Raw genomic sequence first — 14678 nt, forward strand, 5'->3', positions numbered from 1 at the left:
GCCGCCGATGCCCTCCGCCCCTGCCGTCCTGCCCGTGCCGCCCCTGCCCGAGGACCGGATCGACCTGCTGGCGCGCCTGACCGAAGGGCTGGACGCCCCCGGCCTGTGGTGGCTGTCCGGGTATGCCGCCGGCCTCGCCGCCCGGCCGGGCCAGCGGCCTGCCGCGGCGGCCGAGGTCTCGGCCTCGGCCCGGCTGAGCATCGTCTACGGCAGCCAGACCGGGAACGCCAAGCGCCTGGCCGAAACCCTGGCCCGCCAGGCCGAGGCCCAGGGCCTGGCCGTGCGCCTGGTCCGCGCCGACAGCTATCCGCTGCGTGAGCTCAAGGACGAACGCCTGCTCTATGTCGTCATCAGCACCCAGGGCGACGGCGATCCGCCGGACGACGCCCGCGGCTTCGTCGAACACCTGCTCGGCAAGCGCGCGCCGCAGCTCAAGTCGCTGAAGTTCGCCGTGCTGGGCCTGGGCGATTCGAGCTACCCGCAGTTCAACGCCACCGGCCGCCAGCTCGACGAGCGCCTGGCCGAACTCGGCGCCCAGCGCCTGTTCGCCCGCGGCGAAGCCGACCTGGATGTCGAGACCGTCGCCACGCCCTGGCTGGCCAAGGCGCTCGACGGCGCCCGCGACGAGCTGAAGTCGAACGCGCCGCTGGCCACCGTCACCCCGCTGCGCCCCGCCGCGGCGGTGTCGCCGTGGAGCCGCGAAAAGCCTTACGCCGCCGAGCTGCTGGCCAACCAGCGCCTCACCGGCCGCGGCAACCGCAAGGACGTGCGCCACCTCGAGATCTCGCTGGAAGGCTCGGGCCTGAGCTACCAGCCCGGCGACGCGCTGGGCCTGTGGCCGAAAAATCCGCCGGCCCTGGTCGACGCCGTGCTCGCCGAACTTTCGCTCGACGCCGACGCGGCGGTCGACGGCGCGCCGCTGCGCCACTGGCTGGACGAGAAGCGCGAGCTGACCAAGCTTGCGCGACCGTTCCTGCAGAAGCACGCCGAACGCGCCGGCCGCGACGAGCTTTCGCGCCTGCTGCAGCCGGAGCACGCCGACGGCCTGGCCAAACTGCTGGCCACGCATCAGCTGATCGACCTGCTGCAGGCCTTCCCCGCCGCCTGGTCGGCCGAAGACCTGGTGGCCGCGCTGCGTCCGCTGGCGCCGCGCCTGTATTCGATCGCCTCCAGCCAGGCCGTGGTCGGCCCCGAGGCGCACCTCACCGTCGACCACGTGGCCTGGGATGCGCCGGGCGGCCGCCGCTGGGGCGCCGCCTCGCACCTGCTCGCGTCGTCGGAAGAAGGCGCGCGCCTGCCGGTCTACATCGAAGCCAACGAACGTTTCCGCCTGCCGCGCGACGGCAGCCGCGACGTGATCATGATCGGCCCCGGCACCGGCGTCGCGCCCTTCCGCGGCTTCGTACAGGAGCGTGCAGCGGTTGGCGCGTCCGGCCGCAACTGGCTGCTGTTCGGCAACCCGCATGCCCGCCACGACTTCCTGTACCAGCTGGAGTGGCAGCAGGCGCTCAAGGCCGGCCAGCTGTCGAAGCTGGACCTGGCGTTCTCGCGCGACCAGCAGAACAAGGTCTACGTGCAGGACAAGCTGCGCGAACAAGGCGCCGAGCTGTTCGCCTGGATCGAGTCCGGCGCATATATATATGTATGCGGGGCCACCACGATGGGCCGCGACGTGGAACAGGCCCTGCTCGCCACCGCCGTGGAACACGGCGGCCGCGACGCCGACGGCGCCCGCGAGTGGCTGGCCCAACTGCAGCAGCAGGGCCGCTACGCCCGGGACGTGTACTGATGAGCGCGCACTCGGTCGAAGACATCAAGCAGCAGAGCGGCCGCCTGCGCGGCACGTTGCTGCAGAGCCTGGCCAATCCGGTCACCGGCGCCCTGGCCGAAGACGACCAGGTGCTGATCAAGTACCACGGCAGTTACCAGCAGGACGACCGCGACATCCGCGAAGAGCGCCGGCTGGCGAAACTCGAGCCCGACTACAGCTTCATGATCCGCACCCGCACGCCCGGCGGCGTGGTGACGCCGGAGCAGTGGCTCAAGCTCGACACCATCGCCACCACCTACGCCGAACGCGGCCTGCGCATCACCACGCGCCAGGCCTTCCAGTTCCATGGCGTGATCAAGGGCAAGCTCAAGCCGACCATGCAGGCGATCAATGCCGCGCTGATCGACACCCTGGCCGCCTGCGGCGACGTCAACCGCAACGTCGCCGTGGCGGCGAACCCGCTGCAGTCGGACCTGCACGCCACCGTCTACGCGCAGGCCGCCGCGCTGAGCGAGCACCTGCTGCCCAATACCCGCGCTTACTACGAGATCTGGCTGGACGAAGAGCGCGTGGCCGGCGCCGGCGAGGAAGAGGAACCGATCTACGGCCAGGCCTACCTGCCGCGCAAGTTCAAGATCGGTTTCGCCATTCCGCCGGTGAACGACGTGGATGTGTTCGCGCAGGATCTTGGCTTCATCGCGATAACCGATCCGCAAGGCAACCTTGCTGGCTACAACGTCACGGTCGGCGGCGGCATGGGCGCCACCCACGGCGATCCGGAAACCTATCCGCGCCTCGCCTACGTGATCGGCTTCGTGACGCCGGACCAGGTGACCGCTGTCGCCACCGCGGTGGTGACCGCGCAGCGCGACTACGGCAACCGCGCGGTGCGCAAACGCGCGCGCCTGAAGTACACGATCGACGACCGCGGCATTGCCTGGTTCACGTCGGAGGTGGAGGCCCGCGCGGGAGTCGCTCTCTCGCCGTCGCGGGCCTTCACCTTCGATCACAGCGGCGACCGGTTCGGCTGGGTCGCGGGCGAGGACGGCCGCTGGCACCTGACGTTGCGCCTGCTGGCGGGCCGCATCCAGGACGGCGGACACGGCACGCACCTCACCGGCCTGCGTGAAATCGCCAAGGTGCACGAAGGCGACTTCCGCATGACGCCGAACCAGAACCTCGTCATCGCGGGGGTGCCGGAGGCGAAGCGCGCGCAGATCGACGTACTGGTCGCCACGCATGGCCTGGACGGTTTCCGCAGCGCCAGCCCGCTGCGCCTGAAGTCCCTGGCCTGCGTCGCATTGCCGACCTGCGGCCTGGCGATGGCGGAAGCCGAACGATACCTGCCGGCCCTGCTCGACAAGCTCGAAGCACAGCTGGCCACGCACGGCCTGGCCGACGCCGACATCGGCCTGCGCATCAGCGGCTGCCCCAACGGCTGCTCGCGTCCCTACCTGGGCGAGATCGCGCTCGTGGGCAAGGCACCCGGCCGCTACAACCTGATGCTCGGCGCCGACCACCGCGGCCAGCGCCTGAACACGCTTTACCGCGAAAACATCGCGGAACCGGAGATCCTCGCCGCGCTCGAGCCCCTGCTCGCGGATTACGCCGCCGACCGCGGCGTGGGCGAAGGCTTCGGCGATTTTCTTGTCCGCGCCGGCGTGGTGACGCCGCGCATCGGCATTCCCGTGGAGCTGCAAGCATGAGCGTCGTCCCCGATCCCACCGCCGCCGCCGAATCCCGGCAGGGCCTGGCGGAACTCAACGCCTGGCTCGCCCGGCGCACGGCGCAGCAGCGCATCGAATGGGCGCTGGAAGCGCTGTCGGGTGAGCACGCGCTGTCCTCGAGCTTCGGCGCGCAATCGGCGGTGGCCCTGCACCTGGCCACGCGCGTTCGCCCCGACCTGCCCGTGATCCTGGTGGACACCGGCTACCTGTTTCCGGAGACCTACGGCTTCGTCGACGAACTGACGCACCGACTGCAGCTGAACCTGCACATCGTGCGCCCCGACCCGGCCCAGGCCTGGTCGCCGGCCAGCATCGCCTCGCTGGAAACCCTCGGCGCCGAGGGCATCGACCGCTACAACCGCGTGCACAAGGTCGAACCAATGCAGCGCGCGCTCAAGCAGCTCGGCGTGCGCACCTGGATCGCCGGCCTGCGCCGCGGCCAAACGAGCACGCGGGCGAACATCGACTTCCTCGAACTCAAGGACGGCCGCTGGAAACTGCACCCGCTGGCCGACTGGACCGACCGCGACATCGGCCGCTACCTCACCCAGCACGCCCTGCCCTACCACCCGCTGTGGGACCAGGGCTACGTCTCGATCGGCGACGTGCACACCACCCGTGCCTGGCAACCCGGCATGCGCGAGGAAGACACCCGCTTCTTCGGCCTCAAGCGCGAATGCGGCCTGCACTACGACGAGCCGGTGGCGCGCAGCGCATAGCAACTCACTGTCAACAGAAACACGCAGCAGAAATGCAGGTGACGATAGCGATGACCAACACGCCATTCTTTTGTAAGAAACGGCTAGTAATGAACAAGCCTATTCGCTCTTAACCATTCTTCAAATTCAACCGAAACCTTTGGCGTCGGAAGACCTAGGTTCTTCGACAAAACCCGAATCCTGTGTGCACGTCTATTAGCGTCGACGGTCGCCACTTCCCGCGGGCCATCGCCGTGAACCCGGCTCCAGCATTCTTTGAACTCGATTTCTGATAGCGCCGTCTTAGACAGCTCAATATCCAAAGTTGAAACAAGCATCAAGACGATCTCACCAAATCCAACAACGCCCCGAAGCGAAATATCAGGATCCCCACTTCCCGAGTAAGGGATAAACGCCGGAACCTCAGCAGCTCGAAGGTCAGCCGCACTTAGCTTCCTGTAGTTTGTCTCGGATGACTTCAGCTTCTCTACCGCGTCACCCGACCCATGAATAAGAGAATTCCTAAGCTCCTTAAAGTATCGATAGCAAGTGAGAAGACTTTCGATCTGGATCGGGGCGTACTTCTTGTTCGTCTTTAGCGAAGGAAAAAATGCTGCACCTACCACGGAACTCCCACTTGCCGTAGCTGCGTCAATAACCGATCCAACCCCTCTTTTAACATTGCCTTTTGTGCTCGTCGGAAACTGCAGTGCCTTTGACGAGCCATCAGGCAACGAAAGCCGCCCATGCATCGACTCGCACCACCATTCGTACAGAGCACAGAATTCAAACAGCAGGAACTTCGCGAACTGGCGCTGCTGCCCTGACCAAGAAGTTGTTATGCAAGCTTTTTTTAGGTTTGCGCCACGAATCTCGCTTCCAGCAACAAATCTTCCCAGAAGTTCGGCTTCAGAGATGTCGGGGCAAACCTGAACTATCCCAACAACTTGCCACCGTAAGTTCCATATTGCCGCGGCAGTTGGCCAGACAAAGTCGAAGGTCTCAGTCAGCCTCTTAGCTACTGACTTTGATGGCTGGAAGAAAAACTTCTGCTGCATCTATTTCCCCCTGGATTGGCAAGAGCTAGGTCGTTATTTGTTGGCTCAGTTCCACCCAAGACGGTGCATTTGGCCACACCGGCGTGTCATGCCCCGCCACCGCGCGCTTGAGGTCCGCGCGATCGAGCTGCGGGGCCAGGGCCAGCAGCAGTTCGAGCGCGTAATCACGCAGCACGCGTTCGCGCGGCAGCACCGCCCAGCTCGTGCATTCCGGAACGGCCGCAGGCGCCGGCAATGCGCGCAGGTCGCCGTCGTCGCGCGTGCTCACCGCCATCTCGGCCAACAGGCCCACACCCAGTCCGGCGCGCACGTAGGTCTTGATCAGGTCGGCATCGCGTGCAGTCATCGCGATCTGCGGTTCCAGACCGGCTTGGGCGAAGGCGCGGCGCAGGCTGGATTCGGGCTTGTTGGTGGACTCGTAGCTGATCAGCGGCTGCTCGGCGAGTTCGGCGAGCGTGGGCGCGCGCTGCAGCGACGCCAGCGGATGCGCGACCGGCACCAGCACCTGCCGGCGCCAGCGGTACAGCGGCACGGCGAGTCCACCCTGCGGGATCTCGCCCGCGGTGCTGACCACCGCAAAATCCGCCTGCCCCTGCGCCAGTGCGTTCAGCACCTCGCCTTCCGAGGCCGGCTGCAGGTGGATGCTGACGTCGGGAAACTTGCGCGCCAGGTGCGCGATCGCCGGCGGCAGCACGAAGCGAGCCTGCGTATGCGTGGTCACCAGCGTCAGGCGGCCGTGTTTTTCGCCGCGCTCGTTGGCGGCGTAGGCGCGGATGTTGCCGGCCTCGGCCAGCACGCGGCGGGCGTGGGCCAGCACGTCCTGGCCGGCGGGCGTGATCGCCTCCAGGCTGCGGCCCTTGCGCTGGAACAGCAGGAAGCCCAGTTCGTCCTCCAGCTGCTTGAGCTGCTTGGACAGGCCGGGCTGGGTGGCGTGCACCTTCTCGGCGGCGAGGGTGATGTTGAGGCCGGAATCGGCGATGGCGACGAGGTAGCGGAGCTGGGTCAGGGTCATGGTCGGTCCGTGGATGTGCGGGCGCGCGGGCGGTCAGGGCTCGGGCGGGCGACAACACATCGGCGGATGGCGGGTGACCATGGGGTTTCCCGGGGGCGGCGCGCGGCGCCGTGGACGTAACCGCAAACTAACCCGGGGCCCCGGCGACGTCCATACGGTCCAAATAACCGGATGGCATATGGAAGGGGCGGCGGGTCATTTCCCCCGGGGACGGGGCCGGCCTAGCGTCGCCCCATGGATTCTTCCCCCGCAACCGCTAGGCTGGACCCGCACCCGCCGGTCGCGCCGCCCGCGCTGTACCCCCTGTTCGCGGATCTGCGCGGCCGGCGGGTGCTCGTCGTCGGCGGCGGGGCGGTGGCCCGGCGCAAGATCGCGCCGCTGCTGGCGGCGGGTGCCAATGTGGTGGTCGGTGCACCGCAGCTGGAGCCGGCGCTGGACGATCTGGCCCGTGTCGGAAAGATCGAGTTCCTCGATGGCCGGTTCGCCCCGAACTGGCTGGACGGCGCCTGGCTGGTGGTCGCCGCCACCGACGATGGCGCCGTGAACCGCGCGGTCGCGGCCGAAGCGCAGGCGCGGCGGATCTGGGCCAACGTCGTCGACGACCTCGAACTGTCGTCGTATCAATCTCCCGCCCGCGTCGAACGCGGCCCGCTTCAGATCGCCATTTCCAGCGGCGGCGGCGCGCCGATGCTGGCGCGGCACCTGCGCGAAAAACTCGAAACCGAACTCGACGAATCGCTGGCCGGGCTCGCCGCATTGCTGCTGCGCGAACGCCGGCGCATCCGCGCGCGGCACCCGCGCCTGGCCGAACGCCGCCGTTTCTTCGATGCCCTGCTCACCGGCCCGGTCACCGAACGTTTCCGCGCCGGCGACGAAGGCGGCGCGCTGCGCGCCTTCGAGGCCGCGCTCGGCGAAGCGCCGCCTTCGCGCGACATCGGCTCGGTCGCGCTGGTCGGCGCCGGCCCCGGCGACCCCGGCCTGCTGACGCTGCGCGCGCTGCGCCTGCTCAACCAGGCCGACGTGATCCTGCACGACCGCCTGGTCAGCGACGGCGTGCTGGCGCTGGCGCGGCGCGACGCCGAGTTCATCGAAGTCGGCAAACAGGCGTCGAACCATCACGTCACCCAGGACGGCATCCACGCCCTGATGCTCGAACACGCGCGCGCCGGCCGCCGCGTGGTGCGGCTCAAGGGTGGTGACCCCTTCGTGTTCGGCCGCGGCGGTGAAGAGCTCGAATTCCTGCACGCGCACGGCATCGCCTTCGAAGTGGTGCCGGGCGTGACCGCCGCGCTGGCCTGCGCCGCCTATGCCGGTGTGCCGCTGACCCATCGCGAGCACGCGCAGTCGGTGCGCTTCGTCACCGCGCACACCAAGGATTCCGTGGACACGCTCGACTGGCGCGCGCTGGCGCAGGAGAAGCAGACCCTCGCCGTCTACATGGGCGTCGCCGGGCTCGACCGGCTGCAGCAGAAGCTGCTGGAACACGGCCGCCAGGCCGGCACGCCCTTCGCCCTGGTGGAAAACGGCTCGCGGCCCGGACAGCGCGTACTCACCGGTACGCTGGCCGATCTTCCCCAGCTTGCGCGTTTACATGACCTGCAGTCGCCCGCCCTGCTGATCCTGGGCGAAGTCGCCGCCCTGGCGCATACACTGCATTGGTTCGGCGACAAGCCACTGGGCGCTCCCGCCCCGCAGGTCGCCCACGCCGCCTGACCCCATCCCCCCACGCGCACGGCGCGAACCGGAGACCCGCATGACCCTTTACAACAGCATCCTCGACACCATCGGCGGCACGCCCGTCGTCAAACTGCACCGCATCGCGCCCAGGCACGTGACGCTGTACGCCAAGGTCGAGGCCTTCAATCCCGGCGGTTCGGTGAAGGACCGCCTGGCCCTGGCCATCGTGCTCGACGCCGAGCGCAAGGGCCTGCTCAAGCCCGGCGACACCATCATCGAAGCGACCTCCGGCAACACCGGCGTGGCGCTGGCGATGGTGGCCGCGGCGCGCGGCTACAAGTTCGTCGCGGTGATGACCGAAACCTTCTCGATCGAACGCCGCAAGCTCATGCGCGCCTACGGCGCCAAGGTGATCCTGACCCCGGCCGCCGAACGCGGCAGCGGCATGGTGCGGCGCGCGGCGGAGCTGGCGGCCAAACACGGCTGGTTCCTGGCGCGGCAGTTCGAGAACGAGGCCAACCCGGCCTACCACCGCAGCACCACCGGCCCGGAAATCCTGCGCGATTTCGCCGGCCAGCGGCTCGACTTCTTCGTCACCGGCTGGGGCACGGGCGGCACGCTGACCGGCGCCGGCCAGGTGCTCAAGCTCGCACGCCCGGACCTGAAGATCGTCACCAGCGAACCCGCCGGCGCCTCGCTGCTGGGCGGCAAGGACTGGGCGCCGCACAAGATCCAGGGCTGGACGCCGGATTTCGTGCCCGCCGTGCTCGACCGCGGCGTCGCCGATGAGATCCGCCCGGTGGACGACGTCACCGCGCGCGACACGGCGCGCCGGCTCGCGTCCGAGGAAGGCATTTTCGTCGGCATCAGCGCTGGCGCCACGGTGGCGGCGGCGCTGCAGGTCGCGGAATCGGCGCCCGAAGGCTCGGTGCTGCTGGCGATGCTGCCCGACACCGGCGAACGCTATCTCAGCACCTTCCTGTTCGAAGGCGTGAACGAAGGCAGCGACGACGAATGGCTGGCCGCGCTGGCCAGCCGTTCCGACGCGGCCTGACCGGCCTCAGTCGCCCTTCGGGGCGGCCTGGCCCTGGCTCAGCTGCTCGATCACTTTGGGGTCGATATGGGCGTCGATGCCGCCCATGAAGGCGCTGACCTTGCCGTCGGCCATCAGCTCCTGCATGGCCACGCGGCCCAGCACTTCGAAGCTGGTGCCGATCGCGCCCTGGCCTTCGTACTTGATCGCTTCCTGGGTCTCGGTGCCGCAGCGGTCGGTGAGCAGGCTCACGAACAGGTCGGCGACCTGCTCGTTGAGCTTGTCGCCGGCGCCGGCCGAGACTTCGCTCAGGTCTTTCACGCCCGGGTGGCTGGCCATCGCGGCGAAGATCCAGCGGATCAGCGTGAGCTTGTCGTCCTGCGTGGTGGATTTCACCAGGCAGATGGCCAGCTTGTCGTTGAAGGGGCCGGCCGAGGCCGACGAGGACAGGGCGAACAGCACCAGGGCAAGCAGGACGCGCAGTTTCATCAGAGTCTCCGGCAGTAGGCCCGCAGCCTAGCAGAGAGGCTCCGGGCTCGGCAGCGGGACACAGCCACGCCGCTACCGGGCCCGCCCGCGCCAGTGGCCGCGGACGGGCTGGACCGGCGTCAGGCCGACGGCGCGTCCGCAGGCAGGACCAGCAGCAGCTTGCCGCGGGCGGCGGCATTGACCGGCTTGGCCGGCAGCTGGTTGCTGACCACCGCAACCACGCGGCCGGTCTGCTTGTGGCTGAAGGCGACCCGGATGCTGCCATCGGCGCGGGTGGTCGGCTTGCCCGGGCGGTAGCCGCCCTTGCGCATGGCCGCGATCAGCGCGTCCGTGGTGCTCGCCGCGTCACCCTCGAGAAGCTCGACGTTCACGCGGCGCTGGTAGTCGCCCCGCGGGGTCTGCACGACCCGGTCGGTGCGCGCGTGGTAGGCGAAGGGCAGGACCACGTCGTTGGGCAGGGCCTGGCGCAGCTTTCGGCCCTTGGGCGCCGGCTGGGCGGCCGGGGTTTCGGAGACCGCCGGAGCGGCCGTGTCGGTCGAAGCGGCGGGGGACGCCGGCGCGGCCGCGCCCGGGTCGGAGGACGGGCCACAGGCGGCCAGGCCCAGGGAAAGCAGAGAGACGGCGATCAGACGATTCATGGGATGCACTCGGGTGAGGAAGGGATCGGGCAGGTGTGCCGGCCGCGGGATTATGGACAGGCCTGCTTGAACGCGCACTAATCCGCCGGCAGAAGGCCCTCCCAGGCCTGAAATTGGGCCACGAAGGCCCGAGCAGGTAGAATCCGCCCCTCTTCTCCCCCCTGCCAGCCGGCCCCGCCGGCGGCAGCCCCCTCAGCACGGAATGCGCTACCCATGAAGATCCTCGTCGGTTACAAGCGGGTCGTGGACTACAACGTCCGCATCCAGGTCAAGCCCGATGGTTCGGGCGTGGTCACCGAGGGCGTGAAGCTCTCGCCCAATCCCTTCGACGACATCGCCCTGGAAGAAGCCCTGCGCCTGCGCGACAAGGGCATCGCCACCGAAGTGATCGTCGCCACCATCGGCCCGGCCGACTGCCAGCCGCACCTGCGCAACGGCCTGGCCATGGGCGCCAACCGCGCCATCCACGTGGTCACCGACCAGGCCATCCAGCCGCTCACCGCCGCGCGCGCGATGCTCAAGCTGGTGGAGAAGGAGCAGCCGCAGATCGTGCTGCTGGGCAAGCAGGCCATCGACGACGACGCCAACCAGACCGGCCAGATGCTGGCGACGCTCTGGGGCCGCCCGCAGGCCACGTTCGCGAGCAAGCTCGAGGTCGCCGGCGACAAGGCCACCGTCACGCGCGAAGTCGACGCCGGCCTGGAGACGCTCGAAGTCGACCTGCCCGCCGTGGTCACCACCGACCTGCGCCTGAACGAGCCGCGCTTCATCAAGCTGCCCGACATCATGAAGGCCAAGTCCAAGCCGCTGGAAACCCTGCAGCTGGCCGACCTGGGCGTCGAGTCCGGCGACCATCTCAAGACCAGCACGTACGCCCCGCCCGCCAAGCGCAGCAAGGGCGTGATGGTGAAGGACGTCGCCGAGCTGGTCTCGGCGCTCAAGGCCAAGGGCCTGGTGTAAGGAGACGATGACCATGAGCAAGATCCTGATCGTCGCCGAACACCTCGGCGGCAAGCTGAACTCCTCCACCGCGCGCTGCGTCGCCTGCGCCGCGAAGATCGGCGGCGAGATCCACGTCGCCGTACTGTCCGACGCGCCGGACGCGGTCGCCGCCGAAGCCGCGCAGATCGCCGGCGTCGCCAAGGTGATCACGGTGGCCAACGCCGCCAACGCCAACCCGATCGCACAGGTGCTGGCGCCGCAGGTGGCCAAGCTGGCCGCGGGTTATTCGCACGTGCTCGGCCCGTCCACCACGTTCGGCAAGGACCTGATGCCCTGCGTCGCGGCCCTGCTGGGCGTGGCCCAGGTCAGCGACATCATGTCGGTGGAATCGAGCCACGTGTTCAAGCGGCCGATCTATGCCGGCAACGCCATCATCACGGTCGAGGCGCCGTCGGCGATGGCCGTGGTCGGCACCGTGCGCACGGCCTCGTGGCCGGCGGCGGGCAACGGCGGCAGCGCGGCGGTGGAAGCCGCGTCGGTGGACGCCGCCCTGCCCTCGCACACCCGCTTCGTGTCGCTGCAGCAGGGCAAGTCCGACCGCCCCGACCTGCAGAGCGCGTCGAAGGTGGTCAGCGGCGGCCGCGCGCTCGGTTCCGCCGATGCGTTCTCGATCATCTATTCGCTGGCCGACAAGATGGGCGCGGCCGTGGGCGCCTCGCGCGCCGCGGTGGACGCCGGCTACGTGCCGAACGAACTGCAGGTCGGCCAGACCGGCAAGATCATCGCGCCGGAGCTGTACGTGGCCATCGGCATCTCGGGCGCGATCCAGCACCTGACCGGCATCAAGGACGCGGGCACCATCGTCGCCATCAACAAGGACGCGGAAGCGCCGATCTTCGAGATCGCCGACTTCGGCCTGGTCGGCGACCTGTTCGCGCTCGTGCCCGAACTGGAGAAGTCGCTTTGAGTTCTGTGACCGGCGGCGGCGCCGTCAGCAAGCGGGTGATGGTGGTGTTCGGAACGCGTCCGGAAGCCATCAAGATGGCACCGGTCGTGGAGGCACTGAAGGCGACCCCGGGCATCGAAACCCTGGTCGCCGTGACGGCGCAGCACCGGCAGATGCTCGACCAGGTCCTGGACCTGTTCGGCATCGTGCCCGACGACGATCTCGACGTGATGGCCCCGGGCCAGGCGCTGCCGGACCTGTTCGGCCGCATCCTCTCGGGCATGACCGAGGTGTTGGCACGGCGCAAGCCCGACCTGGTGCTGGTGCATGGCGACACCAGCACGACCTTCGCCACGGCCCTGGCCGCCTTCTACGCCAAGGTCGCGATCGGCCACGTCGAAGCCGGCCTGCGCACCGGCGACCTGCAGGCGCCCTGGCCCGAAGAGGCCAATCGGCGCCTGACCGCGCCGCTGACCGCACTGCACTTCGCGCCGACCGAGCAGTCGCGCAGCAACCTGCTGGCCGAGAACCTGCCCGCCGGCAGCGTGCACGTCACCGGCAACACGGTGATCGACGCGCTGCTCGCCGTCGTCGACCGCTTCAAGAAGGATCCGGCCCTGGCCGCCGGCCTGGCCGAACGTTTCCCCTTCCTCGACGACGGCAAGCGCCTGGTGCTGATCACCGGCCACCGCCGCGAGAACTTCGGCGACGGCTTCGAGCAGATCTGCCTGGCGCTGCGCGAACTCGCCCAGCGCGGTGACGTGCAGCTGGTCTATCCCGTGCACCTCAACCCGCAGGTGCAGGAGCCGGTGAACCGGATCCTGTCGGGCATTCACAACGTCACCCTGATCCCGCCGCAGGATTACCTGCCCTTCGTCTACCTGATGTCGCGGGCGCACGTGATCCTGACCGACTCCGGCGGCATCCAGGAAGAAGCGCCGTCGCTGGGCAAGCCCGTGCTGGTGATGCGCGACACCACCGAGCGGCCCGAGGCGGTGGACGCCGGCACGGTGCGCCTGGTCGGCACCGACCGCGCCCGCATCGTGGCCGAAGTCACCCGCCTGCTCGACGACGAGGACGCGCACCGGTCCATGGCCCGCGCGCACAATCCCTACGGCGACGGCCAGGCCGCCCGCCGCATCGCCGACATCATCGCGGCCTGCTGAAACACCGGCCCGGCGTCACGGCCGGGCCGGCGCCGGCTCGAGCTCACGGGCCAGCCGGTCGAAGCCCTCGCGCGTGCCCTCGATGCGCTCGGCCAGGTCCTGGCCCTCTTCCAGCAGGGCCGCCTGCTCGGTGAACACCATGCGGGTGCCGGCCGGCGTCGGCGCGAACTCCACCGTGACCAGCGACACCGACCCCGCGCGGCCGTCCAGCTCCATCGCGTAACCGTAGACGATGCGCCGGTCCGGCACGATGTCGAAGTAGTGGAAACGCACGACGCAGGTACCGCCCTGCGGGAAACGCATCGTCACCGTCTCGCTGCCGCCGGGCCGGAAGTCCAGGGTGTGCGTGCGTCCGGCCAGATCGGAATGGCAGTCGGTCCAGCGCTGCTTGAGCGCCAGTTCGGACCAGCCGCGGAACACCCTTGCGGGCGACGCGAGGAAATCGCGCTCGATGACGAAGCTGGTGTGGGCGACGGCGGTCATGCGGTCTCTCCGTCTTCGGCCAGCAGCTGGTCCAGCCGGTCGAACTGCGCATGCAGGTGGCGCTTGCGCGCCTGCAGCCAGGCCTCCACGCCGCGCAAGGCGCCCGCACGCATCCGGAAGGTATGCACGCGGCCGGATTTTTCCGACTCCACCAGGCCGGCGGCTTTCAATACCTGCAGGTGCTTGACCACGGAGGGCAGGCCCAGGGCGAGCGGCTTGGCCAGTTCGCTGACCGAGGCGGGCTTCAAGGCCAGCTGGTCGATCATCGCGCGACGGCTGGCATCGGCGAGGGCCTGGAAGGTCCGGTCGAGCGCTGCGGCGGTGGCGGCGCCGGACATGTCAGCGCTCCACCGCGGCGCGGTGCGCCGCAGGCAGGCGATCGAGCAGCGGGAAGTACCTGATCCAGGGCTGCGCCTCGCGCAACACCCGCTGCACCGACGGGCGCTCGAGCAGACGCGCGAAATAGGCGCCCAGCGCCGGGAAATCCTGTGCAAACGGCCGCACCGCGCCGGCGTAGAACAGCGCCGGCGCGGCCGCGCAGTCGGCCAGGCTGAAGTCTTCGCCGGCCAGCCAGGTCCGATCCCGCAGGCGCTGCTCCAGCACGCCATAGGCCAGCTCGAGCTGCGCCACCGAAACGGCCTCCGCCTTCGCAGCCTGAGCCGCATCGCCGGCGATGACCGCGGCCACCGCAGCCTGCAGCGGGAACATCACGTAGTGGTCGCTGAGCCGGTCCCACAGCCGCACATCGAGCTGCGCCTCGGGATCGGCCGGCAGCAGCGGCCGGGGTCCCGGATGCCGCTGTTGCAGGTGTTCGATGATGATCGAGGTCTCGGGCAGCACCCGGCCGCTCGCCTCGTCCTCCAGCACGGGCATCTTGCCCAGCGGCCAGCGCGCCCGGTGCGCGTCGCGTTCGCCGGCGTCCTGCAGGTCCAGGTGGCGCAGCCGTACCGGCGCGCCGGTTTCGTAGATCGCGATCAGTACCTTGTGGCAGAACGAGGACAGCGGGTGGTAGTGCAGGACCAGGGACACGGCGGCTCC

15 protein-coding genes are annotated in these 14678 nt (G+C 69.1%); 8 read left to right on the forward strand and 7 right to left on the reverse strand.

Annotated features, from left to right (window positions below; genetic code table 11):
• Window positions 1-7: 7 nt before the first annotated feature.
• Genes E1B00_RS10885 through E1B00_RS10895 form a run of 3 tightly spaced genes read left to right on the forward strand, consistent with a single transcriptional unit; the run spans window position 8 to window position 4217 of the window.
• The gene (locus tag E1B00_RS10885) at window positions 8-1789 is read left to right on the forward strand and encodes an assimilatory sulfite reductase (NADPH) flavoprotein subunit (RefSeq protein WP_139448622.1); all 1782 of its coding nucleotides are present in this window, start codon (window positions 8-10) and stop codon (window positions 1787-1789) included.
• A complete protein-coding gene (gene cysI / locus E1B00_RS10890) occupies window positions 1789-3477 on the forward strand; it encodes an assimilatory sulfite reductase (NADPH) hemoprotein subunit (protein ID WP_139448623.1) in 1689 nt (562 codons plus the stop codon). Before E1B00_RS10885 ends, cysI begins: the two co-directional genes overlap by 1 nt.
• On the forward strand, window positions 3474-4217 hold the full coding sequence (locus E1B00_RS10895) for a phosphoadenylyl-sulfate reductase (protein ID WP_139448625.1): 744 nt from the start codon (window positions 3474-3476) through the stop codon (window positions 4215-4217). The genes cysI and E1B00_RS10895 overlap by 4 nt, the downstream gene beginning before the upstream one ends.
• Window positions 4218-4300: 83 nt before the next feature.
• Here the strand turns inward: E1B00_RS10895 and E1B00_RS10900 are convergent, their stop codons facing one another.
• Together E1B00_RS10900 and E1B00_RS10905 are read right to left on the reverse strand one after the other, a co-directional pair.
• Window positions 4301-5254: a hypothetical protein gene (locus E1B00_RS10900; protein ID WP_139448627.1), complete on the reverse strand. Its 954-nt coding sequence runs from the start codon at window positions 5252-5254 to the stop codon at window positions 4301-4303.
• A 25-nt stretch (window positions 5255-5279) separates the two neighbouring features.
• Window positions 5280-6266: a LysR family transcriptional regulator gene (locus E1B00_RS10905; protein WP_139448629.1), complete on the reverse strand. Its 987-nt coding sequence runs from the start codon at window positions 6264-6266 to the stop codon at window positions 5280-5282.
• Between the two features lie 234 nt (window positions 6267-6500).
• Here E1B00_RS10905 and cysG point away from each other — a divergent pair, with 234 nt between their 5' ends.
• Window positions 6501-7979 carry a siroheme synthase CysG gene (cysG, locus tag E1B00_RS10910; RefSeq protein ID WP_139448631.1) on the forward strand — a complete coding sequence of 493 codons (1479 nt, stop codon included), beginning with the start codon at window positions 6501-6503 and terminating at the stop codon, window positions 7977-7979.
• Between the two features lie 40 nt (window positions 7980-8019).
• Window positions 8020-8997, forward strand: coding sequence for a cysteine synthase A (cysK, locus tag E1B00_RS10915; protein WP_139448633.1), 978 nt, complete (start codon window positions 8020-8022; stop codon window positions 8995-8997).
• Window positions 8998-9003: 6 nt separating this feature from the next.
• Here cysK and E1B00_RS10920 read toward each other — a convergent pair whose 3' ends face one another.
• Window positions 9004-9465, reverse strand: coding sequence for a hypothetical protein (locus E1B00_RS10920; protein ID WP_139448635.1), 462 nt, complete (start codon window positions 9463-9465; stop codon window positions 9004-9006).
• Window positions 9466-9584: 119 nt separating this feature from the next.
• A complete protein-coding gene (locus tag E1B00_RS10925; RefSeq protein WP_139448637.1) occupies window positions 9585-10103 on the reverse strand; it encodes a hypothetical protein in 519 nt (172 codons plus the stop codon).
• 213 nt (window positions 10104-10316) lie between these two features.
• Between E1B00_RS10925 and E1B00_RS10930 the strand changes: the two genes are divergently transcribed.
• The 3 genes from E1B00_RS10930 to wecB are packed head-to-tail and all read left to right on the forward strand — an operon-like array spanning window position 10317 to window position 13157.
• A complete protein-coding gene (locus tag E1B00_RS10930) occupies window positions 10317-11063 on the forward strand; it encodes an electron transfer flavoprotein subunit beta/FixA family protein (protein WP_139448639.1) in 747 nt (248 codons plus the stop codon).
• Between the two features lie 13 nt (window positions 11064-11076).
• Entirely contained in the window at window positions 11077-12012 is a 936-nt protein-coding gene (locus tag E1B00_RS10935) for an electron transfer flavoprotein subunit alpha/FixB family protein (RefSeq protein WP_139448641.1), read from the forward strand.
• A 5-nt stretch (window positions 12013-12017) separates the two neighbouring features.
• On the forward strand, window positions 12018-13157 hold the full coding sequence (gene wecB, locus E1B00_RS10940) for a non-hydrolyzing UDP-N-acetylglucosamine 2-epimerase (RefSeq protein WP_342774289.1): 1140 nt from the start codon (window positions 12018-12020) through the stop codon (window positions 13155-13157).
• Between the two features lie 15 nt (window positions 13158-13172).
• Here wecB and E1B00_RS10945 read toward each other — a convergent pair whose 3' ends face one another.
• Genes E1B00_RS10945 through E1B00_RS10955 form a run of 3 tightly spaced genes read right to left on the reverse strand, consistent with a single transcriptional unit; the run spans window position 13173 to window position 14669 of the window.
• A complete protein-coding gene (locus E1B00_RS10945) occupies window positions 13173-13640 on the reverse strand; it encodes an SRPBCC domain-containing protein (protein WP_139448643.1) in 468 nt (155 codons plus the stop codon).
• Window positions 13637-13978, reverse strand: coding sequence for an ArsR/SmtB family transcription factor (locus tag E1B00_RS10950; RefSeq protein ID WP_139448645.1), 342 nt, complete (start codon window positions 13976-13978; stop codon window positions 13637-13639). Before E1B00_RS10950 ends, E1B00_RS10945 begins: the two co-directional genes overlap by 4 nt.
• A 1-nt stretch (window position 13979) precedes the next feature.
• Entirely contained in the window at window positions 13980-14669 is a 690-nt protein-coding gene (locus E1B00_RS10955; RefSeq protein ID WP_139448647.1) for a glutathione S-transferase family protein, read from the reverse strand.
• Window positions 14670-14678 lie beyond the last annotated feature (9 nt).

It is taken from the genome of Arenimonas terrae (genome assembly GCF_006265115.1).
Taxonomy (GTDB): Bacteria; Pseudomonadota; Gammaproteobacteria; order Xanthomonadales; family Xanthomonadaceae; genus Arenimonas; species Arenimonas terrae.